22 protein-coding genes are annotated in these 23,205 nt (G+C 44.9%); 10 read left to right on the top strand and 12 right to left on the bottom strand.

Annotation, left to right across the window (positions count from 1 at the left end):
- The first annotated feature begins 518 nt into the window (after window positions 1-518).
- Entirely contained in the window at window positions 519-737 is a 219-nt protein-coding gene (locus tag A8C56_RS22965) for a hypothetical protein (RefSeq protein WP_157098073.1), read from the top strand.
- A 159-nt stretch (window positions 738-896) separates the two neighbouring features.
- Complete coding sequence (locus A8C56_RS22960) at window positions 897-2,447, top strand: S10 family peptidase (RefSeq protein WP_067761020.1); 1,551 nt, start codon at window positions 897-899, stop codon at window positions 2,445-2,447.
- Between the two features lie 35 nt (window positions 2,448-2,482).
- Here the strand turns inward: A8C56_RS22960 and A8C56_RS22955 are convergent, their stop codons facing one another.
- The 3 genes from A8C56_RS22955 to A8C56_RS22945 all read right to left on the bottom strand — a co-directional run bounded on the left by A8C56_RS22955 (window position 2,483) and on the right by A8C56_RS22945 (window position 4,427).
- The gene (locus A8C56_RS22955) at window positions 2,483-2,992 is read right to left on the bottom strand and encodes a VOC family protein (protein ID WP_067761018.1); all 510 of its coding nucleotides are present in this window, start codon (window positions 2,990-2,992) and stop codon (window positions 2,483-2,485) included.
- 339 nt (window positions 2,993-3,331) lie between these two features.
- A complete protein-coding gene (locus A8C56_RS22950) occupies window positions 3,332-3,886 on the bottom strand; it encodes a hypothetical protein (RefSeq protein WP_067761016.1) in 555 nt (184 codons plus the stop codon).
- 61 nt (window positions 3,887-3,947) lie between these two features.
- Window positions 3,948-4,427: a hypothetical protein gene (locus A8C56_RS22945; RefSeq protein WP_067761014.1), complete on the bottom strand. Its 480-nt coding sequence runs from the start codon at window positions 4,425-4,427 to the stop codon at window positions 3,948-3,950.
- Window positions 4,428-4,719: 292 nt separating this feature from the next.
- Between A8C56_RS22945 and A8C56_RS22940 the strand changes: the two genes are divergently transcribed.
- The gene (locus A8C56_RS22940) at window positions 4,720-4,989 is read left to right on the top strand and encodes a helix-turn-helix domain-containing protein (protein WP_179946954.1); all 270 of its coding nucleotides are present in this window, start codon (window positions 4,720-4,722) and stop codon (window positions 4,987-4,989) included.
- Window positions 4,990-5,033: 44 nt separating this feature from the next.
- Entirely contained in the window at window positions 5,034-5,276 is a 243-nt protein-coding gene (locus A8C56_RS22935; RefSeq protein ID WP_067761013.1) for a hypothetical protein, read from the top strand.
- A gap of 15 nt (window positions 5,277-5,291) precedes the next feature.
- Here the strand turns inward: A8C56_RS22935 and A8C56_RS22930 are convergent, their stop codons facing one another.
- Window positions 5,292-6,167 (bottom strand): DUF4238 domain-containing protein, encoded by an 876-nt coding sequence (locus tag A8C56_RS22930; protein ID WP_067761012.1) that lies wholly within the window; start codon window positions 6,165-6,167, stop codon window positions 5,292-5,294.
- Window positions 6,168-6,252: 85 nt separating this feature from the next.
- Between A8C56_RS22930 and A8C56_RS22925 the strand changes: the two genes are divergently transcribed.
- The 4 genes from A8C56_RS22925 to A8C56_RS22910 all read left to right on the top strand — a co-directional run bounded on the left by A8C56_RS22925 (window position 6,253) and on the right by A8C56_RS22910 (window position 10,191).
- A complete protein-coding gene (locus tag A8C56_RS22925; protein WP_067761011.1) occupies window positions 6,253-6,780 on the top strand; it encodes a transposase in 528 nt (175 codons plus the stop codon).
- Between the two features lie 538 nt (window positions 6,781-7,318).
- Complete coding sequence (locus A8C56_RS22920; RefSeq protein ID WP_084490366.1) at window positions 7,319-7,825, top strand: hypothetical protein; 507 nt, start codon at window positions 7,319-7,321, stop codon at window positions 7,823-7,825.
- Window positions 7,826-8,336: 511 nt separating this feature from the next.
- Window positions 8,337-9,197 carry an SDR family NAD(P)-dependent oxidoreductase gene (locus A8C56_RS22915; RefSeq protein WP_067761010.1) on the top strand — a complete coding sequence of 287 codons (861 nt, stop codon included), beginning with the start codon at window positions 8,337-8,339 and terminating at the stop codon, window positions 9,195-9,197.
- 73 nt (window positions 9,198-9,270) lie between these two features.
- Entirely contained in the window at window positions 9,271-10,191 is a 921-nt protein-coding gene (locus tag A8C56_RS22910) for a helix-turn-helix domain-containing protein (protein ID WP_067762486.1), read from the top strand.
- 177 nt (window positions 10,192-10,368) lie between these two features.
- On the opposite strand, the gene A8C56_RS22905 is transcribed toward A8C56_RS22910, so the two are convergent.
- From A8C56_RS22905 to A8C56_RS22875, 7 genes are all read right to left on the bottom strand, one after another.
- On the bottom strand, window positions 10,369-12,147 hold the full coding sequence (locus A8C56_RS22905; RefSeq protein ID WP_245645670.1) for an ABC transporter ATP-binding protein: 1,779 nt from the start codon (window positions 12,145-12,147) through the stop codon (window positions 10,369-10,371).
- Window positions 12,148-12,154: 7 nt separating this feature from the next.
- Window positions 12,155-13,891: an ABC transporter ATP-binding protein gene (locus A8C56_RS22900; RefSeq protein WP_067761009.1), complete on the bottom strand. Its 1,737-nt coding sequence runs from the start codon at window positions 13,889-13,891 to the stop codon at window positions 12,155-12,157.
- A gap of 635 nt (window positions 13,892-14,526) precedes the next feature.
- On the bottom strand, window positions 14,527-15,549 hold the full coding sequence (locus A8C56_RS22895) for an ABC transporter permease (protein WP_084490365.1): 1,023 nt from the start codon (window positions 15,547-15,549) through the stop codon (window positions 14,527-14,529).
- Window positions 15,491-16,504, bottom strand: a complete 1,014-nt coding sequence (locus A8C56_RS22890) for an ABC transporter ATP-binding protein (RefSeq protein ID WP_067761005.1) — start codon at window positions 16,502-16,504, stop codon at window positions 15,491-15,493. The genes A8C56_RS22895 and A8C56_RS22890 overlap by 59 nt, the downstream gene beginning before the upstream one ends.
- A gap of 6 nt (window positions 16,505-16,510) precedes the next feature.
- Window positions 16,511-17,368 carry a COG1470 family protein gene (locus A8C56_RS22885; protein WP_067761003.1) on the bottom strand — a complete coding sequence of 286 codons (858 nt, stop codon included), beginning with the start codon at window positions 17,366-17,368 and terminating at the stop codon, window positions 16,511-16,513.
- Between the two features lie 166 nt (window positions 17,369-17,534).
- Complete coding sequence (locus tag A8C56_RS22880; protein WP_245645668.1) at window positions 17,535-18,491, bottom strand: DMT family transporter; 957 nt, start codon at window positions 18,489-18,491, stop codon at window positions 17,535-17,537.
- Between the two features lie 94 nt (window positions 18,492-18,585).
- A complete protein-coding gene (locus A8C56_RS22875; RefSeq protein WP_067761001.1) occupies window positions 18,586-18,960 on the bottom strand; it encodes a hypothetical protein in 375 nt (124 codons plus the stop codon).
- A gap of 198 nt (window positions 18,961-19,158) precedes the next feature.
- Between A8C56_RS22875 and A8C56_RS22870 the strand changes: the two genes are divergently transcribed.
- Together A8C56_RS22870 and A8C56_RS22860 are read left to right on the top strand one after the other, a co-directional pair.
- Window positions 19,159-19,713, top strand: a complete 555-nt coding sequence (locus tag A8C56_RS22870) for a sugar O-acetyltransferase (protein ID WP_067760999.1) — start codon at window positions 19,159-19,161, stop codon at window positions 19,711-19,713.
- Window positions 19,714-20,246: 533 nt separating this feature from the next.
- Complete coding sequence (locus A8C56_RS22860; protein WP_067760995.1) at window positions 20,247-20,966, top strand: hypothetical protein; 720 nt, start codon at window positions 20,247-20,249, stop codon at window positions 20,964-20,966.
- Between the two features lie 168 nt (window positions 20,967-21,134).
- On the opposite strand, the gene A8C56_RS22855 is transcribed toward A8C56_RS22860, so the two are convergent.
- Window positions 21,135-23,189 carry a DUF5689 domain-containing protein gene (locus A8C56_RS22855; protein ID WP_067760993.1) on the bottom strand — a complete coding sequence of 685 codons (2,055 nt, stop codon included), beginning with the start codon at window positions 23,187-23,189 and terminating at the stop codon, window positions 21,135-21,137.
- Window positions 23,190-23,205: the final 16 nt, after the last annotated feature.

The raw sequence follows: 23,205 nt of genomic DNA, 5'->3' as shown, positions 1-23,205 counted from the left end.
GCCTTGTTTGAACTTTTGTCTATTCCAATGTTGTTTGCTTTGTTTGTTCTGCCGGTAATTAGTATTTTCATACTATTTAAAAACCATAATAATAAGGCAAAAGTAAAGGCAGGTCTTTCACTCCTGTTTATACTGGTAACTATTGCACTACTTATCAGATAAGCCTGTAAAGCATGCTGTTGCCGGTGAAAATTCACCTGCCGGATAAAAGAAGATTGACATTAGCAGCAACGGCTAACTGTTCCTTTTTTTATTTTATGGAATTTTCCGGGTATTGCTTCTTAATAACAAATTGCAATATGAAAGAGAATTCGCTGGCCAGGAAAAGCCTTTCCTGCAATCCGGCGAATGGCTGACCTGGTATTTACTTTGGTTATTCACACAGTTTTGGGATCATTGTAGCAACTATCCAGATCCTTGGCTCCTATTGCCTGTTATTTCGCAGAACTATGCTGGCTGCAGCTTTTGTACTATTCCCATTAATGCTGAATCTCACCCTCATAAATATCTGTTATCATATGAATGCAGGCGCCCTTACACAATCTGTTTTGCAGACAACAGGTATTACCTATCTTCTGCTGACCGACTACAAAAGATTAAAGCAATTCTTTTTTAAATCATTGCCTGCTATCCCGCACCCTGCTGTTCATAATGCAACAGTTAAAAACATCCTGCCGGCCTCTGCAATTCTCTTATCGCTTTTGTTCACCCTTTACCTGAAAACATTGATGCATTAACAGATATTTTTTACAGAAGCCCTTTAAACTTATACCGAACCGGCCAGCTAAAAATGAAAACCTTCATTTTTCACCGTTCATACCAATATTGCTTAACATATCATTATGTTCTGTTATATTTGTTTTAATAAAATAATTTCATTCATCTAAACCTATTGCATGAAAAAATTCCTGGCAGGCTTACTCGTTTTGGGTCTATTCACCAACCTGCAAGCCCAGAATAAAAAAGATACAACGGCCCATAGGCCTGATACAGCGGAAAAAGCTGCTTCTTTTGACTACAAAAAGCCACACAAATCGGAAACATCCGGCACCGTGACCGTGGAAGGAAAAGCCATCAGCTATAAAGCCGTAGCGGGTTTGCTGGTTTTAAAAAACGCTGACGATCAGCCTACCATCAGCATGTCCTACACCTATTATTACAAGGCAGATGAAAAAGATAAATCTCAACGTCCCATTACGTTTATTTATAATGGAGGCCCGGGAAGTGCCACATTATGGTTACATATGGGCGCCTGGGGACCGCAAAAAGTATATTTGAATGAGCAGGGTCGTACCAAAGCACCCTTCCGCACGGTGAACAATGACTTCAGCCTGCTGGATGTAAGTGATCTTGTGTTTATAGATGCGCCCGGAACCGGCTTTGGAAAGATCATCACAAAAGAAATGGGCGGTGCCGGCACACCAAAAGATTTCTTCGGGATCGATCAGGACGGTACTGCTTTTACTGATTTTATTCAGAAATTTATTACCGAAAATAATCGCTGGAATTCGCCGAAGTACCTGTTTGGCGAGAGTTACGGTACTTTCCGTTCCGCTGTAGTATCCAACCTTTTACTGCAAAGAGGCATTGGGCTCAATGGCGTGATCCTCCTTTCTCAGTTGCTCACATACGGGTTAATGACAGAGACTACCTCCCAGAACCCCGGAGACGGGCTTCCCTTTCAGCTGGTTTTACCTTCCTTTGCAGCCACTGCATGGTACCATCATAAAATACCTAACCAACCCGCGGAACTGGAGCCTTTTTTAAGGGAAGTGGAACAATTTGCGCTGAATGACTATGCGGTTGCATTAAATAAAGGAGCAACACTGGATGCTGCTTCCTTTAATAAGATAGCAGAAAAATTGCATAATTACACGGGCCTGCCGGTAGATTATATTAAAAAAGCCAACCTCCGCATCATTGGCCCGCAGTTTGAGCAAACCCTGCTGGGCGATAGCTCCAGCATTACCGGCCGGCTGGACTCCCGCTTTTCCGGAAAGGCTATTGATCCGTTGAGCGAATATGCAGAGTATGATCCTATGGACGCTTATATTGATGCGCCCTTTACCGCTACCTTCAACAATTATATGCGCACCACCTTAAATTTTGGAAAAGAGCTGGATTACAAAACCTTTGGGAACGTGCACCCCTGGGATTTTAAAAGAAGAGGTTTTGTAGGCTTCCCCAATGTAATGAACGACCTGGCGCGCGCAATGATCTATGATCCGGATCTGAAAGTAATGCTGAATGCCGGTTATTTTGACCTGGGCACCCCTTATTTTGAGGGCATTTATGAAATGCAGCATTTGCCGATGCCTGCGGAGCTACAAAAAAACATCCAGTACGCGCAGTACAAATCCGGCCATATGGTGTACCTGCATAAGGAATCGCTTAAAGAGCTGCATGATAATGTAGCAAAATTTATTCAGTCTACTTATCATAATTAAGCATTACAGGCAGCACCGGATGAATAATCCAATCCTCACCGGGCTTTCTGCATTTGTTCAATGGCTTTCCACCCTTCCGGCGTTATGCCCATGATTTCGGTGGCAACGCCCAATGTTTGGTACGTATCAAAGAAAGCCATACGTGCAATGGGATGGTTTACCTGGCTAAGGAGGGCATAACCCTGCCGGTGCAGATCAGTAGTCACCCGCTCAAAATTACTTACCGGCAAACGGAAGGCCAGGTGCTGCGTACCGCCTGCGGGATACCGGGCCAGGTAATCATGAAACATGCTTTGACCAGAAAGGGGCTGAACCAATTCAATAAAGGTGCCTCCATTATAGGTTTGTGTGGTGAGCCACTCTCCCGGCACAACCTTGTCATAATAGGTCATATCCAGGTCCTGTGCGCGCACCTGCTCCGGTTGGGGAAAACCCTTTATGCCCAGGGCGTTTGCAAGGAATTTTACGGCGGCATCAATGTCCGGCACCACCCAGCCGATCTGGGCCAGCTCAAGCCCGGCAAGAGTATTGTTAATACTGTTCATACTTTATTTGTTTCAGGTTAGTGACTAAGCAAAATTAAAACGAACGAAACGCTTGCAGCAGGGGCATTTCCGACAATAGGAACGTAGTTTGCGACTTTTAGAATGTAATAGTGAGGGCTACAGACCATGCAGAGCAAAGTGTAACGTAGCCAAAGCATCTCTGTAATGCAGCAATACCAACTGATGAGAGCCCCCGTCCGAATAGCGTTCAGCCGGGCGGGCTTCGGCTCCATTGCCCGCCCGGTCAGGCGGGCGTTGCAGTCAGGGGAACGGCTCTACTTTTGTTCGTCATACTATTGCCCTGGTGCTTGTCCGCACGCACCAGCCACGCAACCCGCATCAGCGTTCAGCAACAAGCCACGCCGCTTCCAGCAGTTTGGTAATATAAAACCATACGGCAAACACATTCATTTCAACGCCAATTGCCCTGTTTGTTAAGCTGTGATACAGTAGTGCGTGCAGATCAGCTTTCCAGCCCTCCCGGGGCTGATAGTTAAAAAATTTCCGCAACACTTTGTAAAGCTGTACGTATTCCTCTTCCGTAATAAAATAAGAAGCAAAGCTGCGCTGGCCGGGCGGGGCGTCATTTTGAAAAAAGTATTTAAAAGCTGCCGGTTCTTTTACAGGTATCTGGTCTTTTTTTGTATAAATAGAATAGGCCGCATCAATAACGGAGTTAATGGCCATAAAGGCACAGCAGATCCGGTAAGGCGGTATTTTGTTTGCGGGCTTAAACTGATCAATAAAAAGCGGCAGGTGCAGCAATAGTTTGCGGAGCAGGTCAATATCCCCGGCATGTTCAAAACAAAGGGTAAATACCCGGTAGGGATTGGTGGTGCACTCCTGGCTCCAGCTTTCTGTATGAAAAGGATCGGTTGTTGTTGGGTCTTTCATGTGTTTCGTTTTTAGGTGAGGTATAGGAGGACCTATAAGGTTTTTGAAAACCTCATAGGTCTTACGGCGGCATAGTGCCGGGGAAAGCCGTAATAATTTCCCCGCTGGTGCTGGCAATTACCGTAATAGTGGTTACGGCATTGCCAGCGGGGTCATAACCTATAGCCATACCTGCATCCCATACCCGTTGCAGGTGGCGGCTGCGAGGTACCGGCCGGGGCGGTTGCCGGCCGGCAGCCTTTATACAGTCCACAATTTGTGGCAGGGGTATAATAAACCTGCCGGTTAGCGGCGTTTGCGCGCTGTGTGGCGCTTTGCAGTAATGACGTTCCACAATATGCGCCAGCGCCTTAGCGCTCAGGTACCAGCTTTGGCGCAGCAGCTTTTTACGGCGCTTTACCGGCAGCTGCCAAATAAGCCCTTCCTGCAATTGCTGCAGCCAGCCTTGCGCCTCTGCCAGCAAAAACAGGGCCTGCAGCCATTGGGTTTCATTAAAATGGGGGTTGGTGTTTTGTACAGGTGTAGTAACGGCGTTGTCCATAACAAAAAAGTTTTAGGCCAGGCACCCGCACAAAAAAAGGCGTGGTGCTCAACTTACCGAATAGAGGTACTGGTATACCCGGAACGGATAAGAGAGCCCACGCCATAACATGGGCATTTCACTTATCATCCCGTCCCTTTGAAAATTACCAGTTTTCTATTCGAGATTTAAAGTGAATTGCTTCTTTTTCTTTTTAAGAAGTAATTCAAAAATATAACAACCCAAATATAAAAAGAAAAAATGACAAATATGTCATTGTGCAAAACTTTTTTTCATCTTCTCTTTGCAATACATGAGTCAGTATCGGAATGACATACTATTAACAGGCATTGCCATCGTAGCAAAGCAGCTTCGGGAGAAGCTCGGACTTAGCCAGGAAGAAGTTGTCAATGATATAAAAATCAAAACGGATATCTCCATTCATATAGGCCGGATAGAAACAGCTGTTGGAAATATTTCTGTGAGTAACCTAAGCCTACTATGCGAATACTACAACATTTCTCTTTCAAAATTTATGACAAAAGTTGAAGAGGCGATGAAAAAAATAAAAAGACAGAAATAATACTTTCATTCTTTTGAAATGCCTGTTCTTTGAAATTTGCCATTATGCGTAAGCTGGACAAAGACGATATTGACATTAAAAATAAGATTGCTGTTCGCATGAAAGCCTTACGGGGAAAGACTGGTAAGCATATGTCAGCTTTTGCATCCGAAACAGATAAAGACAAGCAAAGTCAATACAGATGGGAGACTAAAGGTGCTTCAATTCTTACTGTAAATAAATTTTGTAAAGAAATCGGAATCTCAGTGTTTGATTTTTTTAATGACCCTGTTTTTAAGGGGAAATGATTAAATCTCAAGATATTATTCACAAATCAAAAATTGTGAAAATAATTTCTCTCTTAGGTCAGCAGTTTGAAATTCATGGCAATTCTTAAGTATTGAAATATATTCTACATTGGTTGTAGCAACAAATTGTTGCGCCTGTTGGATTAACAACGCATCAATCATCATGATTACTGATTTTTCCGGCCTCCCTTCTCTTTTCATTCGAATTAAAAATTTATTCGACGTAATAGGTAAAATGAAATCATCTTCATAAACATTTACATTACTTTGGTTTCTAAATATTATCGGATTATCACCAATCAGGTTTGGCTTTATGCCATTGTTGAAAGTAATAATTTCTAAAGGAGTATCATTTTTCAACAAATTAGTTATCAGACGATAGGGTAACCAGTGTTTTACAAATTTATAAGAGCTTTCATTGCTTGAAATATAATTTTCAAATTTATGATTCTGTATAATTTCGCCTGTAATGGAATTTCTTACTATCATGCCTGTAGCGTTTAACCCTTCTCTTTTTAAAAGATCTTTTGCAAATTCATTTGCCATTGGGCTTCTCCAATACAAGTGGGCAATAAAAAATTGTAGAATAGGCATATCTTTTTCTGATAAACCAAATCGTTCTTCTTTCGAAGTTTTTATTTTATCAAATAAAATAGCCGCTTTATTATCCCAATCGCTATACGATTTTTCTAAATGATCATCCACGTAATCAGCGCCAATTAAGTTGTTCCCATCTAATTCAAAAAAGTGGGTTTGAGGTGTAAATAGTTCTCCGTTTTTCTTAAACCGGTTTTCTTTTGGTAAATAGATGTAGAATTTGCCATCTTCATTTGTAAAATTATTCAAATAAAATTCGGGGATATAATGGTGTTTTCTCGATAATTGTTTCATAAATAAAAGGGGTTGCATTCCTAATACAGATTGCTTTGCTAATATACCCTATTTTTTATATATTCATAACAAACACCATCGCCGTATGAAACACAACCGTAAATCCATCCGCCTGAAAGGATATAATTATGCACAGGCCGGTTTATATTTTATAACCCTCTGCACGCATAACAGGGTACACCTGTTTGGCCAAATAATTAATGGGGAAATGGTTTTAAACGCCGGCGGCAGGGTGGCGGCAAAATGCTGGCAGGATATACCTGCCCATTTCCCCACCGCCGCATTGCATGAATACGTGGTAATGCCCAATCATATTCATGGGATTATTGAATTACAATCCCCATCTGTTGGGGTTCAAAATTTTGAACCCCAACAGATGGGGACGGAAAATAAATTTCAACATATTATTCCCCAATCCATTGGTTCTATTGTTCGCGGATTTAAAATTGGTGTTACAAAATGGTTCCGGTATGAAAACGGATTTGCGCAAAACGCACAAATATGGCAACGAAATTATTACGAACATATCATACGCAATGATGCGGCATACCACCGCATTGCAAATTATATTTTAAATAACCCGGCTAAATGGAAGGACGACCGGTTTTATTAAAATGTATATTGTCCTATGCGCAGGTAATAAACAGAGCCCTGGCCTTGCCTGTATGAAAGAATTAAAAATAGGTCGCCCGCCAAGCGGGCTTTATACTTTGTTTTACATATAGGCTACCTATATATGGCCCCTATGGGGGGCCTAATATGGATAGATACATAAACACCAGGTTGTGACAAGCCGCATAGCGGCGACCTATTGGCCACCGGAAAAATGGATGCGTTTGCCCCAGAGATTGACGCGGCATAAATGCCCTGCGCTTTTGGGTAAACAGACATTCCACATCACAAGGCCGGAGCAACCTGCTCTACCTCTTATGGGCAGAGGCTTGTTCCACCCGCCCCAATTGTTGCCCCGGGTTAGCCAACCCCGCTTCCTCACCTTTAACAGCATCTTATAAATTGGAATATAATGCCTATAATTTATATGTGTTATCTTTAATACAGCACTCTTTTTAACCTTATAAAAAAGCCTTTAAAACCAGTACGCACCAAGCAACCAACACAATTCTTTTTCCTAACAATTTAAAACAACCTTTATGACAAATGCAACCTTTAACCGTGTGGATGCCACACTAACGCCCGAAGCAGTAAAAACCGTAAAAGACCACATTACCGCCATTGAGCAAACCCTGCCCTTTTTAGTGGGCCTTACCGGTACGGAGCGCGTAGCCCTGCCAAAAGTAAATGTAAACAACAAAGTGTTTACAGAAGATGCTATACAGGCGGCTGTAAACAATGCTGCCCTGCTGCCTGCTTTTGTAAACGTGGAGGGTATGAAAAAAGACCTGGCCCTTTACCATGCGCTGGATGAGCTGGTGCTGCTGGTGCAGCAACTGGCAGAAAAACTGTCGGACACTCAATTGCTGGCGGGCAGTGAGGCCTATACCAGCGCCCTGGCCATTTACAAAATTTTTGGCGCTGCCAGCGAAGCGGGTGTACAGGGCACTAAAACCCTGCATGAGCAGCTAAGGCAACGGTTTGGTGGCCAGGGTAAAAGCACGGCACCCCTACCGGAAGGCACGGGTACCGTACCAAATACCTAAACTATTGCGGAAAAAACCTAAACCGGTTCAGCAAAAAGCTAAACCAGCCCACCTAAAAGCTTCGCGTGCGAAGCTTTTTTTATACCCCGGGGTACCCTTTAGCCTTCGGCGGCAAAGGTAAAAGGGTGGCCACCCCCACCTGTGCAGGTAGGTTGCCGGGGAAAGAAGCTTAAATAGTTTAGGTTTTTGCTTCGCGCGCGCAGCTTTTACCTGCGCGCGATTGGGTTTTGGGTACCGGGGGCTACCCCGGAGGTGGGGGATGGTACCCCCATTCCTGCCGTCATCCAAATAATCGGATACGACCGGGGATGACACGGAGCGCAGGCCGGCTGGTAAGTGGGGAGAAATCTCTATAATATCAGAGATTCCTCCGCTGCGTTCGGGACGAATGAGGAGTATTTCTTAGCGAAGCGGCATTCCCGGCTTTGGCTACAACTACCCTGCATTCGGCTACAATCAGCTACCGGCAGTTGCTGAATTTTGATGAATAAAATTTAAACCTAAAAAAATTATGGCAAATCAAAATGAAATTCCGGCTACTACTACGGCAAAAACCTGGTTCATCACCGGCTCCTCCCGTGGTTTTGGACGCGTATGGACAGAAGCAGCGCTGAAACGCGGCGATAAGGTTGTGGCTACCGCCCGCAAACTGGAAAGTATTGCTGCCCTTAAAGAACAATATGGCGATAACGTGCTTACACTGGAACTGGATGTAACTAATGCCGCACAGGTAAAAACCGCCGTGGAGCAGGCACACACGCATTTTGGCAGGCTGGATGTTGTGCTTAATAACGCCGGATACTCACTGGTAGGCACCATAGAGGAAGCCAGCCCGGATGAGATCCGCGCGCTTTATGAAACAAATATCCTGGGCCCGGTTGCTGTTATACAGGCGGCATTGCCGTTGCTGCGGAAACAAGGCGGCGGCCATATACTGGGCACATCCAGCAACCTGGGTCATGTAACGTTGCCGGTGATCGGTTATTATTGCTCTTCCAAATGGGCATTTGAGGCAATACACGAAAGCCTGGCCAGGGAAGTGGAACCATTTGGCATAAAAGTAACGATTATAGAACCCGGCGCTTATGCCACCGAATTTGGCAGCCAGGAGTCCCTGAAATTTGCAGCCAACCTGGACATCTATACCCATTTTAAAACGCAGTTTGTTGAGGGGTTAAAAAATATGGAAAGAGGGAATCCCGATGCTACGCCGGAAGCGCTTTTTAAAGTGGTGGACGCAGAGCACCCGCCACTGCGTTTTTTTCTGGGCAGCCATAATCTGCCGGCAGTGCGCGCTGCCTATAATGAACGGCTGGCAACCTGGGAGCAATGGGAAACCGTTTCAAACGCAGCACAGGGCAAACTGAAATAAAAATTCCGGATAGCCCAACCATGATAACCGATATTTGTACTATTATCAGTTATCATTTTTAAATTCTTTAAAAATGAAAAAAGAGGAAGTGAACCATCACCAGTTTGATTCTATACCGGCAGCACACCGGTTTTTTGGCTTACCTAAGCCGGGGCACCCGCTGATAAGCCTGATCAGCGACCAGGCGGTATGCGGGCCGCCGGGTGCGCATGTGCTTCATTTTTATAAAATATCCTACAAGTCCAAGTTCAGCGGTAAGTTAAGATACGGACAACATTATTATGATTTTGACGGTGGCGGACTGTTATTTGCTTCTCCGAACCAGGTAATCGGCGGCAATAATGATGATACTATTAATATTTCGGAAGAACGCCCGTTATATACCCTGCTGATACACCCTGATTTTTTGTGGAATTATCCGTTGGCAAAAAAGATCAGGCAGTATGGCTTCTTTTCTTATTCGGCCAATGAAGCATTGCATCTTTCAGAAACTGAAGAAGCAACGGTTATTTCTATCTTTAAAATGATGGAACAAGAGCTGAACAGCCGGATCGATGATTTCAGCCAGGATGTGATCATTGCACAGATAGAGCTTTTGCTCAACTTCGCTAACCGTTTTTATAAACGCCAGTTCATTACCCGTAAGGCTGTGAACAACGATTTGCTGCAAAAGCTGGAAGACCTGCTGGACAATTATTTCAATAAGGAAACCTCCTTAAATGACGGGCTGCCCACTGTACAGTTTCTTGCAGCGCGCTTAAACCTCTCACCTAATTATTTAAGCGATATGCTGCGCTCCCTCATAGGGCAAAACGCCCAGCAATATATCCATAGCAGGCTTATTGAAAAAGCAAAGGAGATATTGTCCACCACCCGTTTATCGGTAAGTGAAGTGGCTTATACACTGGGGTTTGAACACCCGCAATCGTTCAGCAAGCTCTTTAAATCAAAAACAAATCTTTCTCCATTGGAGTTCAGGAGATCGTTTAACTGACGGGGAAATAAGGGTTTGACGTAAGATAATGCGCTTTTTGGTGACAAAGGCGACATGGAGGACAAACAGGCACAACTATGATGCTATAAGCCGAGCTTCGCCATTCCCGAATAGACAGTGGCATGTTAACCCGGTCCCATTTGTCGCCTTAGGTATAGTACCCTACAGGCCGTACTTCTAGCTTGCCATTTTCTGGTTCAGCAGCATGTCCATGGCATGATCCAGCGTGCCCGCAGGTATTACTTCACCGGCGTTTACAAAAAAGATCTCGTCTGCATTTTCAATGGTATTTAAACGGTGAGCGATGATGATCAGCGTGGTTTCTTTTGGCAGCCGCTTTAAAATAGCTTCCAGCAGCTTTTCTGTAACCGTATCAATATTAGCCGTTGCCTCATCCAGGATCATCACCTTTGGGTTGCGGAGCACCGCGCGTATAAAGGCGATCAGTTGTTTCTGCCCCAGGCTTACCGTATCCGCCGATGCATTTAACGGCGTATCCAGGCCCTTCTCAAACCGCGCAAGCAGATCGTCCAAGCCGGCATCGGCAATGGCTTTTAACAGCTGGTCATTATCCATCCGGCCCAGTTCCGGGTTGCCATATAAAATATTTTCCCTTAAAGTGCCTGTAAATAAGAATGGCTCCTGCAAAATAAAGCCGATCTCCTTTGTCCGTTCCTCATTGGTGTAGGAGCGGATGTCCCTGCCATTCAATAAAACAACCCCTTCTGTTGGATCATACAGCCGGGCTATGAGCGCAGCCGTGGTGCTTTTGCCACCCCCGGTGGGGCCTACCAATGCATAGGTTTTGCCGGGCTTCATATCAAAGCTGATGTGGTGCAATACTTCTTTACCATCCGGATACCGAAAGGAAACATCTTTAAAAGCCACAACGCTACCGGATGCCGTTATTGTTGTTTGGTTCTGATCAACGACCTTAAGATCCGATTCCAGGGAAAGGATGACGGAAATACGATCCCATGCAGCCAGGGCGGTTTGAAAGCTGGCCCACAAAGCCGCCAGCTCCCGCAGCGGCCGGTAGAACAACTGCACATAGCTCATAAAGCTGATGAGCAGCCCCAGCGTAAACTGTCCTTCAATGATGAGGTAAATGCCAAACGCCAGTACAATCAGCTGGGCAATATTGGAGAAAAAGCCAAACACCGGGGTAAAGAGGTTATTGGCAATGCCCGCCGTAACCGATGTTTTATAATTTTCTTCATTAACTTTTGCAAAACGCTTGCGGAAATAATCCCGCCGGTTAAAGGCAATAATGGTTTTAAAATTATGCAACCCTTCCTGTATATCGGCGCTCAGGCTGCCATTGGCTTTCAAGCTGACCGCATTTTTTTTCTTTACCCACGGGGAAACCAGCAGCACAAACAGCAGGATAAAAACAGCCGGCACCAATGAAGCAGCTCCCAATTCCCAATGGATGGACAAAACAAAAACCGCCACACCTACCATAGAAAAAATACTATCCATAAACCGCATCAGCGACTGGGAGAAAAACTGATTTACGGTATCCGTATCATTATTAATGCGGGAAATCAGATCGCCCGACCGGTTGCGGTTAAAGAAGGCCACCGGTAACTGCTGTAATTTATTAAACACCTCATTCCTTAAAATATACAGCATGCGCTGACCCACGCCCCCCATCAGCTTGGCCTGGAAATATTCCGTACCGGCCCATACAACATATAAGCCCAGCAATAATGCAGAATACTGCATCAGCGGGCCATATTGTTTTTTGAGGATAAAGTGATCCACAATATAACCAATGAGGTAAGGGGCCAGCATGGTAATAGCGGCGTTCAGCATCATTACAAAAAAAGCCACCAGCAGGCTGGCCTGCTCCCCTTTCATGAACCGGAACATTTTGCGCAATGCGGCTCCTGCGGAGCTTTTCTGTTCCCTGTTCAGATTATAATCAATATTGTTTGTTTCTGCTTGCATCATTTAGTATTTATGCTTCCACTGCCTGGTAATTATTCAGGCTCTGCTGGCTTTGAAGGATCTGGTTATACTCCGGGCTTGATTTTAATAATGCTTCGTGTGTGCCTTTTGCCACCAGCTCTCCTTCCATCAATAAAACGATCTGGTCATAATCCTTTACCGGCTCCAGGTTCTGCGTAATGGATATAATAGTAATGCCGGGGTAGTTGCGGGCTACATTCTTCCAGATGCGCTGTTCCGTATTGCGGTCTACTCTTGCGGTAAATTCATCCAGCAATAAGATCTTCGGGTTGCCTGCCAGCGCTCTTGCCAGCATGACGCGTTGCTTTTGCCCGCCGGACAGGCTGGATCCTCTTTCTGAAACCACCGTATCCAGGCCCTGTGGAAGAGACGCGATAAAATCAGATAACTCGGCCGTCCGGATCGCCTTTTGCAGGGCTTCTTCCGTAACTGTGGCGTTGAAAGCAATATTCTCCCGCAGGCTCATGTTAAAAATGATCGCATCCTGGAACACCAGGCCAATCTGCCGCAGCAATACCTCCTGGTTATACGCCTCTATAGGAACATCGTCATACAAAATAGCACCCTGCTGCGGTTTTATAAGCGTGGTCAATGCATAAAACAATTGCGTTTTACCCGCTGCTGTTGGGCCAATAACAGCGGTGCGCGACCCGGCAGCAACCATAAAGGAAACGTCTTTCAGCGCCTCTTTTTCACCAAACGCAACTGTTACTTCTTTTACGGTTATAGCGCCCTCCAGCTGTTTTTCAAAATCGCCGCCTTCTGCTGTATCCGGTGCATGCAATACCTGGTGAATACGGGCATAGGATGCAGAAGCGCGGGCAATAAGGTTGCTCATAAAGCCGATCAGCAGGATCGGGAAGATCAGTATGGCAATATAACTGTTAAACGCAGCAAACTCCCCCATTGTCATGGACCCGGAAATAACATAGTGTCCGCCAACAGCCACTACGGCCAATACGGCAAGATTGGCGGTAAATACGATGATGGGAATGAGCGTTGCAAATAACCGCAAAATAGAAAGACCCAAATTCTTTGCTTCCTCGCTGGCGCCCATAAATTTATTGTATTCCTGGAACTGCGCATTTAAAACACGGATCAGCGCAGCGCCCAGGATGGACTCATTAATAACCTTATTCAGCTGATCAATTACCTCCTGCGACCGTTTGAAGAGGTGTTTTATTTTTTTAAACACAAACATAAAGGTGAGCGCAATAATGGGGATCACCCCTAAAACGATCAGCCCCAGCCGCCAGTTGATGCTTAAAAGCAGGATGGCTGTACCAATGATCAGTACAATAGAGGAAATGATATTTACAATAGCCTGCGAAACAAAGGTCTTTACCGCGTTTACATCAGAGGTAATATTCGTCAGCAATTTGCCGGGGCTTGTTTCCTGTATAAACGCATTGGTCTGACGGGAAATTTTGTTAGCCAGCTGCTCCCGCAGATCTCTTGCTACTTTTTCAGAAGCATAGGTCTGCACAATGCTTTGCAAATAGGTAAGGATGAGAATAAGGACAGCCGCACCAAAAAAATAAAGTACTACCTGCTGCATCCGGAACCGGTTGTGCGAAAAATCGTCAATAGCCGACTGAAAGATCTTTGGTATGATCAGGTTCAGCCCGTTGCTCAGGAAAGCAAAAACCAGCAATGCCGCTATAAGACCTTTGTAGGGTTTTAGCAGGGATATGATACTGGGTTTTGCGGGATCGTTTTTTGCCATATTTATTATTTATGCTCCGGGTACTCCATATACCGGAACCCGCTTTTCTTTATCAGAGACGAACCGAAAAGCATTTTACTTTATTCAAAATAAAATGTTCGCCATATTGCGGCGAGCACGAAATTAATACTGTAATCACAAACGGGAAGAGTAATTATTTGAACGGGGATATGGGTGCTGCGTGGATCTTATAATCGAAACCTGCAATATGCGTTTTTTTCCTGCTGTTTTGAAGCTTCAGCTTTTTTATTGGGAGTATTTATTTTAGTCATTTCATTAAAGCTGAATTCCAATTTATACTCCACAAATATCCTTTTTTATAGGTCACTCCTGTCGGGGCTAAATTCGTTGAGAAAGTAAGTTTTTACCCAAATACCGCCTTACAGGGCTGTACCTTAGGAACAAAATCCTGGTAAAGAATAACAACACCTTATAATGGAGCTCTGTTAGGAGCGGCCTGTTTGCTGCTATATTGAAACAGCTTCATAGTAATAAAATTAAATATGCTTACAAAAGTTTGCGACTTCGGAACACAGATCACCTCAAACTATTGTCTTTTTCAGCGCAGGTCTGCGGATGCTGCGGGATGCTGTTTTTCCACGGGATGTGTGCAGACGAGAAACTATTATATACTCTCAGGTGCGGATCTCCCTTCTCATAAAAAAGTAGTAAGCCAGTGCAAAACAGACCATTGTAGCGGCTGTAAGGCCACACAGCTGGGGCCAAACAATCAATAGGCTGTCGCGCAGGGATAAAGGTGCAGGGATTGCGTTGGCCATCTGCTCCATTGAAAGCGGCCCCAGGCTTCTTACAGAAGGCATCAACAGGGTTGTAGTTCCGTCTGTATACAATTGGCTGGGCACAAACCTTAAAAAGGTCAGGATCACATTATTGTATTTTGCTACTTCTTCCTGGGAAAGCAATGCGGGATCCGGTAGGAATGCTTTTACAATAAGATTCAGGAGGATCTGATAAAAGATAGTGAAAAACAGCCAGATACCGATAGCCGTTAAAGCAGAGGTTGCCGCCTGTTTAAAAATGACAGAAAGCAGTATAGACAGGCTCAGCCAGAAACCTATATAAATAATACTCAATACTATAAAACAAATAATGCGTAAAAATTCCTGCGGCTCGATCTTTACACCGGTAAACAGCAGCCCACCGCCTATCATTAATAAGCCTAATGATAAAAAGAGCACGCTGATCACGATCAATGCCCCGGTAAACTTTGCCAGCAACAGGTTATCCCGGTATACCGGCTGGGCCAGTAACCGTGTTAACGTACCGTTGTTCTGCTCCGCATTGATGGCATCAAACCCCAGCCCGATGCCTAACAGCGGGCCCAGGAACCCGATAAATACATGAAATGGGGGCAGGGTTCCGTCGGTGATTGTCAGCAGCTTCAGGTACAGGAACAAATGATCAGGGTCATTGGTATTGCCTACCGCACGGGAAATATTGCTGAGTGAAATGTACATTGACCCGAAAAAGGTCAGCACCACCAGCAGCAGCAGTACAATAAACCGCCAGCTGCGTATATGATCTGCCACCTCTTTCCGCACCATAACAGAAAAGGGACTGGCATTTTCTATTTGCCGGCTATTGCTTTTTACGTTTTCTGAAAAAAGACCTCTGAAAGAAACCACTGGACTTTTCATCGGGAGTATCCAAGTTTAAATTATTTTCAAAATAGCGCTGATATATTTCATCCAAACCATAAGCACGCTGCTGCACGCCGGTTATGTCCAATCCCTTCTGCACAAAAAACCGCACCAGGTCCGGTGTAATATGCTCCGTACAGGAAAGTTCCACTGAGCTGTTTTGCACAGTCACTTTTTTAACAGCCTCCAGTTGCAGCAATGCCGCTTCCAGCTCCGGAGACAGCGGATTGTTAACGGTAATGGTTACCACAAAGGGTTCGCTGGCAAACAAATTGCGGGCTAATGTATCAATATTTCCTTCTGCCAGTAATTTACCACCTACAAAAATGCCTACGCGGTCGCAAACCTGCTGCACCTGGTGCAGGTGGTGCGAGGAGAGCAATACCGTTAAGCCCTGCTGGCGGCTCAGCTGGCGGATGAGCGCCAGGAAATCCTTTACCCCGCTGGGGTCAATACCCAGGGTGGGCTCATCCAGTATAATAATTTCCGGCTGGCGGATCAGCACATCGGCAAGCCCTAAACGCTGTTTCATACCGCGTGAAAATGCCGATGTTTTTTTATGCATGGCAGCGCCCAGCCCCACGTCTTCCAGCATTTCCTGCGACCGCTCCCGTACCTCCGCCTCCGGGATGCCATTTAAGCGCCCGATATATACCAGGTTTTCCAGGGCGCTCATATTGCCGTAAAAACCTACGCTGTCCGGCATATAGCCCACTTTTCGCTTTACTGCTATCGGGTTGCGGGTAGCATTAAAACCGCAAATATGCGCCTGCCCGGCAGACGGTTCTGTAAGCCCCAGCATCATTAAAATGGTGGTAGACTTCCCTGCCCCATTGGGGCCCAGCAGCCCGAAGATCTCTCCTTTACTGATCTCCAGAGAAAGATCATCCACCGCCTTCAGGGAGCCATAAAATTTCGTTAACCCGCTCAGTTCAATCACAGGATTTTCCATAGCTGCCTATCGTCTTCCATATTTACGAATCAGATAATAAATAATCCCTATAGCAATCAGTATGATCAGGATGCCGATCCAGCCGGATAGCCAGGATGTTTTGACCGTTATGCGAAAGGCAGCGTTTGCATTGGCATTTGGGCTTTTTACATTAAAGGTGGTTACATAATCTCCCGCAATTGTTTTATCCGGCACCTTTACTGTTGTAGTTACATCCTGCGACTGGCCCGGCTCCAGGCGGTTGATTTTTGATGGTGAAAAAGAAGCATCCCATTGGGAGGGGGCCTGTGCAGAAAGCTCCAGGTTGTCCAGCGCAATGGTACCTGTATTGTGCACTACAAGGTGTATGAGGCTACTGCTTCCTTCTGTTACCTCATCGCTCAGCCTGCCTGTAGGCGTTGTAAGCTCTACGCTGTAGGAGCCTTTTACTACGGCTTCCAGGCTTAACGTTGCAGTATCGGACCCGGAAACGGCTTTTACCGGTATGGTATATTTACCAGGCCTGGCTACAGGTGTGGGGTTTATTTCAATAGAAATGTCCTGTGTTTTATTGGAATCCAGGCGCAAAGAAGCCACCTGGCTCCCGTCTACCTTAAAAGCCACATTCCACCCAATAGGCGCATCTGCCGTTAAGGCATACACACCGCTATGGCTGGTACCATTATGCAGGGAAGCATTATACCTGAATGTTTCATTGACGGCCGCCTCCAGGTTCATCAACCGTGCCGTAAAACTGGTGCTCTGGTGTTCCTGTTGCGAAAAAGAGCAAAAAGGAATGAACCCTACTAATAATAAGAGCAGTGCGTGCAAAAACGACACGCGTTCGCTACCCTGTAGCGAAGGTTGTTTGTGTTGTGCTAACATAACATTAATAAATAATTAATAACTATTAAAATTCATTAACAAAATAATAGCTCCTCAAAAATTTTGATGTCCTTTTGAGTACAAGCTGTCAAAAGGCTTTGGTAAAGGTGCGCTAATATAAACAAAGATTTTTTTATGAAAAAAAAATTATATGATGAACGGTTAATTAGGTATTAGTAATGACCTTCCGGGCCTGAAAATGACTTAATGCCAGTCCGCCCAACACCAGCAGCAAGCCCGCTATTGTATAAATGCTTACAGGATCCTGCATCCACAAAGCAGCAATAATGATCCCGAACACCGGGCTTATAAATAACCACATACCTGCTTTTACAGCATCCTGTTTCAGCAATGCCAGCCATAATGCCACAGCACCTATGGAAACAGGAATAGCCAGCCACAGGGTACCTCCCCAGAAATTCCAGGTAAAATGATTAAGCAGCGGCTTATATGTAAACAGGGCAACGGGTAACAGCAGTAATCCGCCAAAAAGGGTTTGCCATCCGTTAATGACAAAAAGGTGCATCCCATGCCAGTTTCTTGAGGAAAAATAGATAGTGCCTACAGAATAAGACAACATACTTGCCACCAGCAGTGTCAGCCCAAGAGGGGTAACGGAAGCCCCGTCCAGTAAAGGCCATGCCACTACTATAATGCCCAGGAGGCAGATGCAAATGGCCAGAATGATTTGGCCGGATAATGGCTTTTTTAAAAAGAAAACAGACATAAAGCTGATGAATACCGGGCTTACAGCAACGGTAAGCGCCCCTATACTTGCTGTTACCTGTTGCATGGCTATTACATACAGCCCCAGGTAAACCGTAATATTCAACAACCCGTATATAATCAGTTGGCTCCACTCCTTTCCTTTGGGCAGGGGCTTTCTTAAAATACCATGCGCAATCACCAGCATGATCAGCGCTGCCACTCCAAAACGCGCTACCGCAATGATCAGCGGCTGGGCTGCCTTTAAAGCAATTTTGGTTGCTGTTGACGCAGAGGACCAAAGGATCGCAAAAACCAACCCCGCTACTAACCACTGATACTTTTTTGCCGGCATGGGCGCAAAATTAACAATCCCCCGCTGCTTTTTGAACGGAAAAAATTCTTTGTTTGCTAACATGGGTGCCTGTTAATCGTAACAGGAAATATGGGTGTAGAACATTTTGGTGATTGAAATGATGCATGCTGACACAATACCTGTCAATTTAAGACTTTTAGAGGAAGCGCTCATCAAATTTGTTGGCCTCCTGTACAAAGGTTGTTGTGTGAAAACAGATATTTTCTTCAAAAGATGTTCCAGGCAGCAACATGCCCGCGGATAACCTGAAACGGAAATTGATAGCACGCCGCGCTGCGGCTCTGTATTGTTTTCGATAGATCTGTAAATGGTACCGGTGCGCTGCACCTTTATAATAAACCGGTATCAAAAATTGTTGCTCTTTTGGGTCAGTGCCGGCTGCCTGTCCGGTTTGCCTGCCGAAAGCAGGTCCGCACAAACCACTTATGAGTGGATGTAATAAAATTGATCGCTGCTTATTATTACCATGCGCTATGTGGAATGCATAGTTGCTGAGCAGCCAGATATTCATGGCAGCGAATAACCACAGCCCTCAAAGGCGCGTAGCGCCGCAATATTAAAAATGTGGTTAAGATGGTGCGACCAATGACCGGGGGAATGCTGCCGCCGGAGCTGAAAACCTGATGCCGATTATTATCAGTCTATTTTTCATGCATCCGGAAACATACTATACCGGCAAAATCCTGTATCTTCCAGTAAAAGCATCGCTATGCCCACGGAAAAAGAAAAAATGCTTGCAGGAGCACTTTATAACCCCGCAGACCCGGAAATAAAGAATTTACGTGAAAAAACGCACCGGCTCTGTCGGGCTTATAATAATGCTGTTACTGATGACGACAAAGAAGCCCTTCTGCAACAGTTCCTTCCCAAACAAGGTTCCGGGCTGTATATAGAGCCACCCTTTTTTTGCGACTATGGCGAAAATATTTATGCAGGTAACGATGTTTATTTTAATTATAACTGCGTTATCCTGGATTCGGCAACTGTTACCATTGGACACAACTGCCTGTTTGGCCCATCGGTACAGATCTATACTCCCCTTCACCCGATGCAGGCAGCAGAAAGGAATACGGCTATTGAGTATGCCCGGCCTGTAACCATTGGCAATAATGTTTGGGTGGGCGGCAACGCCACCATTTTACCCGGCGTTACCATTGGCAATAACTGCGTTATTGGTGCCGGCAGCGTGGTAACAAAAGATATTCCGGCCAACTCCCTTGCGGTTGGCAACCCCGCCAGGGTCATCCGGCACATTGAACAGTAGCCGCTGTTACTGCTGCGTCAACCGTTAATAATTTTTCTTAAATTACTTTGCATTTCAAAGTAACTTATATTAACTTTGAAATGCAAAGCACTTTTAATCATAAAAATAGTGGCATGAAAATTTCAAGAACCAGATTTGTTATTATCTTTCTTGTATCGGCCTTTGCGTTTGTGTTTATCACTAATTTACTTTTGGTTCCCGTAAATGGTGAGTGGTTCCCGGGTATGGATTCACCAATAGGCTGGAAGCGTACTTTAGCTAATAGTATATATCCTATCAAAATTGTTTTGGTAGGGCCCCTTGCACCCATATTCAACGATCCGGACCCGCCACCTCCGATTCGGATGCTTGCCTGTGCTATATACTGGACTGTCATAGCATGGGTGCTCTATTATCTTATCAGTCTTATTCGTAAAATAAAGGTTCGTAAAAAAATATAAATTTTAGCCGGTTTAGTGTATTCCGCTATTAATTCCGGAATCCGAAGCAGACGCGTTAAAAAAGATTGGACGTTACAGCATTAAGATACAGGCATGAACAGAATTGAAGAAATATACCATGAAGCAAAGTCTGATAAGTGGCTTCAAAACTTTGCTGTTTTTTGCCGTATCGCACTGGCTGCAAGCTTTCTTCCGGCAGGCTATGTTAAAATCATGGGTGAACGTTTTACCGGTCTGCCGTCCAATAACCCTTTAGGGCATTATTTCGATGCCTTATATCTTACAGGATATTACTATACCTTTATTGGAGTTGCTCAAATTATAACAGCTGTGTTATTACTGATTCCGAGAACTTCTCTTCTTGGTGCACTGATCTATTTTCCCATCATCGTTAATATTTGTGTGCTGACCTATGCTACCCGTTTTAACGGTACCCGGCTTGTTACGATGATGGTATTGGCCAGTTTGTTTTTACTAATCTGGGATTATAACCGTTTAAAACATATTTTGCCATTCAAGCAGCCCAAAACAGCTCCTTATGTGTTAAAAAAGCCCCTGAGGAAGCGACTTCGGATCCTGTTTTTTGGAGGTTTCGTTGCAATCTTGGCCGTTATCATTATTGGTACGTTCTATTTATATGAGATCGGGCCCTGCAACTCTGAAGCTGAGTGCAGCAATCAATGTACTTCCAGTAAAAACCCTGCGGCCTGCGAAATTTTCTGCGACTGCATTTATCGGCAAGGGCAACCGTTGGATAGTTGTCTGGCAAATTTTAATAAGGCGAAAGATATGCGCAGGTCTGATGCGAAGTAGCTGCCATCCAATTTAGCTTTGAAAGAAGTGGAGTTGCAGCTGCGTTGTTGTCAACGTTTTTTAAGTGAGTGCCCTTTAAATTACCGTCAGCGTATCAGCATTGCTCAGGGGGCTGAATTAGTACTTTATCACAGTCCCCAAGTCTTACAGCCAACATAGCCCCGCCATCTATCGTATACTACCCCCGATCCTTACATCGTCAATACTAAACGTACCCGCTGCAGACTCTGCATTAAAGCCATAGAACCGGAAAGTTACAGGAACCTTTAAATTCATAAACGCTGCGCCCGGCTTTACAACACATCCCTCATTTGCAGATGTGGATGCATCATTTACCTGAAAAATATTTTCAGGAACAATACGCATGTTCTTATTCCCCGGATCAACAGATACCGGAAGGTTTTCTTTAAAATTGTCAATACTGGAGCGCACAACTGCCTGCCTTATGCCTGTACCAGAGCGTCTCAATGTAAATGCAATGCTGAACAGATCCATCCCGGAACCTGCCGATGGAGTTATGGTCACTTCATAATATTTCCCTTCATCCGGCTTGCCGCTGAATATCTCCGAAGCATCTGTAGCGCCTGTTGGCCAGCTGCTGAAAGAAAAGCGGCCGGAAGCAGTTGGCTTTGTGCCGACCCCTACCGCTTTAAAAGGTGTAAAAACCAGATTGCTTACTACGGGTAATGCTGTTGGATCTGTTGTACCTGTGGAATCAGTTACTTCTTTAAAATCAAACAGGGCACTAAAGAATGTGGAAGGCTCAAAACCTGTTACATCATTTGTATTGCGTATAGAGAATTGTTTTGTGGTATTAAAATTACCGGCATAACCCGTCCATGATTGCGCACCTGTGGGGATCGTTTGCAGGGCAAAGGTGGCGCCTGTTTGTGTATACAACTCTATAGAGCCGGTAGCATCTGTAAGCGCATGACTGCCGGAGAATGTACCGGGTGCAGCGCTTGCCTGTTCAATAGTGATCAGTGTTGATTCAAAATTACCGGGATCACCCGGCGGCAGGTCAAGCATTGAATTAACAGCATTGATTGTTTTAACAACGGGTGTTACCTTTCTGCCGGTTGCTACAGGCGTTAGTTTTACAAAATCTTTATTTAATTTCAGTTCCAGCGATCCTCGGTAACTGATCAGTGAATCTGCATCGCTTAAATTCAATACAACAGAATCACCAATATGATAAGTAACCGATCCTCCAAAGTAAACAGCAATGCCCCTGTTGCCACTCTGCAGGAGTATGGTACCGGATGCAGTATTTTTTGAAGCGGGATCGGATATAACCGTTCCGCCCACCGCATACCGGTCCATCTCCACAGCCGCTCCCTGGTAAAGCTGCCGTAATGCGGCTATTGTTTTTGGCACCAGCGGACCAGTACCGCAACGGGGCTCATTAAAATGAACATCGCCGGTATCCCTGATCAGTAATTGCTGCGTTCCGTTAAAAATACTGTTAATGCCCACAATAGATCCGTTTCCTTTGGGAAGTTTCAAGGCGGCAAAGCTGGCATAGCTGCTGTTGCGCAGCACCATCGTTTTCTTCTCGCAGTTCCTTATAGTGAAATTGACAGCGCTGATCTTTTTTTCAGGATCGGCATAGGTTTTAGAAGTATCACCATCGGCAAACTGGAAGTGATCGAATTGTACCAGCATGCTTTGCAGTCTGTTGGTAATATTTGTAGAAAGGTCTGCCGGTGTAATGATCATCGGTGTTACCGTATTTCCATAGGACCCTTTAATAATAAACTGGTCAAATTGTGCCATGGGGATTCTGCCTACGTTTAAATAGCCCGCATCAGAGCGGGTAGAGTCCAGTCCCAGCTGAATGGTGCCTCCATAATCGCCCAGCATCATCCCTTTTAGTTTTACAAAAACTCTTCGCCCTATGGGATAAGAGGTATATACACTATTGCCATCCAGTAAAACCGGAATAGCGCCCGTTTCATCCTGTATCACAATCTGCTTAAAAAAATTACCCGAGCGATCATCGGCCGTTACAATGCCGGTGATGGTTTTATCTTCCGTAATGGTCTGGAAAATGCCTACTCCCTGATAACGCGATTTTAATTCCGCTATGGTCATATCTACCGCAACATCCGGGTCTGTATTTATTGGAGGCGCGTCAAATTTTTTGTTACAGGCTGTAATAAGCAACAGAACTATCAGCAGTTGACTGATGCGGTTGTTCCATGTTGAAGGGTAGTTTTTCATCCGTATATATTTTATG

Origin of the sequence: Niabella ginsenosidivorans, from assembly GCF_001654455.1 — a bacterium.
GTDB lineage: Bacteria > Bacteroidota > Bacteroidia > Chitinophagales > Chitinophagaceae > Niabella > Niabella ginsenosidivorans.
This window is presented reverse-complemented; position numbering and strand designations above follow the sequence as displayed.